Source organism: Arthrobacter sp. JCM 19049 (assembly GCF_001310435.1).
Genome location: NZ_BAXF01000360.1, coordinates 1 through 2,259 on the forward strand (window position 1 = coordinate 1; position 2,259 = coordinate 2,259).

Sequence of the window (2,259 nt, forward strand, 5' to 3'; positions counted from 1 at the left end):
CTCCGCCGCTGTGGCGCCACGGCACGATTTAGACGTCAAACGCGGCCACCGCCGGCAAGGCGATGGCCGCGTTCTGAGATTCGGTCCGCAGCGGCGGCGGGCTGCTTTGCGGTGAACCCGTGGCTGGGGTCGGCCCTACTTGACCTGATCGATCACGGTTTCGGCCACCTGGCGCATGCTCAGCCGGCGGTCCATGGAGGTCTTCTGGATCCAGCGGAACGCCTCGGGCTCGGTCAGCCCCATCTTGGTGATCAGCAGGCTCTTGGCCCGATCCACCAGCTTGCGGGTCTCGAACTGCTCGCTGAGGTTGCTGACTTCCTCCTCCAGGGCGCGCAGCTCGTCGTGCCGGGAGATCGCGATCTCGATGGCCGGGGTCAGGTCGGCCTCGGTGAACGGCTTGACACGTACGCCATGGCGCCGGCCTCCCGGGCCCGGTCCACCAGTTCCTTCTGGCTAAAGGCGGTCAGCAGCACGACCGCAGATGCGTTCCTTGACGATGGTTTCCGCGGCGCTGATCCCGTCAAGCACCGGCATCTTCACGTCCATCAGGACCAGATCCGGCTTCAGGTCGCGGGCCTTCTCAATGGCGCTTTCCCCATTGTCGACCTCGGCCACTACCTCGTATCCCTCTTGGCGCAGGATTTCGACGATGTCCAGGCGGATCAGGGTCTCATCCTCGGCCACGAGTACGCGGCGGGCGGTGCCAGGCGTTTCGGCGGGGATCTTGGTGATGTCGGGCAGCTGGCTCAATTCGTTTCCTTTGTGTTCACACGGGCAGCAATTCTGGTCGCTCGCTAACGCCGGAAGGCAGATGCTGGGCGGGAAACCGGGGTTTCTAAGAACAGCCTACTTGCCTGGGGGCCGGTATGCCCGATGACGCGGAAGATTCGATTAGGAAATCCAAAATCCGTCCAGTACTATCGTAAAAGTGCCAGCCAAGTGGCGGAATCGGTAGACGCGCCGCACTCAAAATGCGGTATCGAAAGATGTGTGGGTTCGAGTCCCACCTTGGGCACCTGGTGATGGAATCCCCTTCGCACGACCTGCGGGTTGCGCGGTGGGGATTTTTCGTGCCAGCAGTGCTTTGCACCGCATCCGCAGAAACGAAAAGCCGGCGGAAACCGCCTGTTAGCTTGATCATAGGATGATCCGGGTTCACCTGCGTGTCACCCGTTGTTCGCCAGATCTGGGTTGACTTTTCAGATTGACTCAGTGACAGGTAGTCATATGATTGAACTGGCTCGCGGCCATTGTGCCGTGTCGTTCACCGTGCAGATGGATCGACATCGCGGTGTGCTGAGCAGAAAACTTTCCCTTAGCCGTTCGACCCCCAGGCTGGTATTCAATGGATTTGACGCTCATCGTCGTCCTGGTCATTACCTTGGCGTTGTTCTTCGACTTCACCAACGGTTTTCATGACACGGCCAATGCGATGGCCACTCCAATCGCAACCGGCGCCATCACAGCGAAAAAAGCTGTGTTGCTCGCCGCAGCCTCAACTTGGTAGGCGCGTTTCTCTCCACCGAGGTTGCCAAGACGATCTCCGGCGGAATCATCAAGGAGGGCGAGGGCGGCGTGCAAATCATGCCGGAAATGATCTACGCCGGCCTGATGGGCGCAGTGATCTGGAACGTGCTGACCTGGCTGTTGGGCCTTCCCTCCAGCTCCTCCCACGCATTGTTCGGCGGCCTGATCGGTGCGGCCATCGTCGGCGCCGGGCTGGGCGCCATCGACTACGGCGTGCTGATGAGCAAGGTGCTGCTGCCGGCGCTGTGTGCCCCGGTGATTGCCGGTGTCTCCGCGTACGTGTGTACGAAGCTGGCCTACGCCATCACCAAGCGTCAATCAGGCGCTTCGCCCAAGCGCGGCGGCTTCCGCTACGGCCAGATCTTCTCCTCCTCGCTCGTGGCACTGGCCCACGGCACCAACGACGCGCAGAAGACCATGGGCGTCATCACCCTGACCCTGGTTGCCGCCGGGATGCAGGAAGCCGGCACCGGCCCGCACCTGTGGGTCATCACCAGCTGTGCGCTGGCCATCGCGCTGGGCACCTACACCGGCGGTTGGCGCATCATCCGCACCATGGCTCGGGCCTGACCGATGTGAAGCCCGCGCAGGGCTTCTCCGCGGAAGTGTCCACCGCCTCGGCGATCCTGGCCTCCTCGCACCTGGGCTTCGCCCTGTCGACCACCCAGGTCGCCTCCGGTTCGGTGATTGGTTCGGGCATGGGCCGCAAGGGCGCGAGGTGCGTTGGGGGAC

Annotated in this window: 1 tRNA gene and 2 pseudogenes; 2 read left to right on the forward strand and 1 reads right to left on the reverse strand. The window is 62.6% G+C overall.

The annotated features are described in order from the left end of the window. Positions 1-135: 135 nt before the first annotated feature. A pseudogene (locus tag JCM19049_RS12135) lies at positions 136-741 on the reverse strand (ANTAR domain-containing response regulator). Between the two features lie 193 nt (positions 742-934). Here JCM19049_RS12135 and JCM19049_RS12140 point away from each other — a divergent pair. Both JCM19049_RS12140 and JCM19049_RS12145 read left to right on the forward strand, forming a co-directional pair. Continuing rightward, positions 935-1,015: transfer RNA gene (locus JCM19049_RS12140), tRNA-Leu, on the forward strand. Positions 1,016-1,345: 330 nt separating this feature from the next. Next, positions 1,346-2,259, forward strand: a pseudogene (locus tag JCM19049_RS12145) (anion permease); the annotation flags it as partial.